Annotated in this window: 1 protein-coding gene; it reads right to left on the bottom strand. The window is 48.6% G+C overall.

Annotated features, from left to right (window positions below):
• The coding region (locus tag ACTHSP_RS22105) for a LysM peptidoglycan-binding domain-containing protein (protein ID WP_440347024.1) at positions 1–362 on the bottom strand (362 nt) is incomplete at its 3' end.
• Between the last annotated feature and the right edge of the window lie 64 nt (positions 363–426).

The raw sequence follows: 426 nt of genomic DNA, 5'->3' as shown, positions 1-426 counted from the left end.
CGCAGATTGTCTTGGGTAATGTTGTAGCGTTTGGAGATGTTGTAAACGGTATCACCACGAACAACGGTATGTGTCGCTGCATTAATATCAACAGGTGCGTAAGAAGGCGTGTAAGTGCCGGTGCTGCCGCTGTTGTACGTTGGAGCAGGTGTACTTGCCGGCGGAGTGTATGGAGCATCTGCCGCTGGGCTGGTGTTGGTATTGTAAGGCGCTGCACCGTAAGGATTGTCAGCGGTAGAGCTTGTTGTTGAACCACCGCTTTGTGTGCCGACGACTACAGGAGCCGGTTGTTGGCTGGCACAGGCTGCAAGTAATAAAACCAAAGCTGCCGATCCGGCATAAGATACACTTTTTTTCAACATGTTAATGACTTTCGTATTCGGGTAATTGTTCTCGTCGGAGCATATCATAATAAAAATATGCTTG

This window comes from Neisseria sp. P0001.S005, from assembly GCF_051963715.1.
Note: the sequence above shows the minus strand (reverse complement) of the source record. Positions and strands in the feature narration are given on the sequence as shown.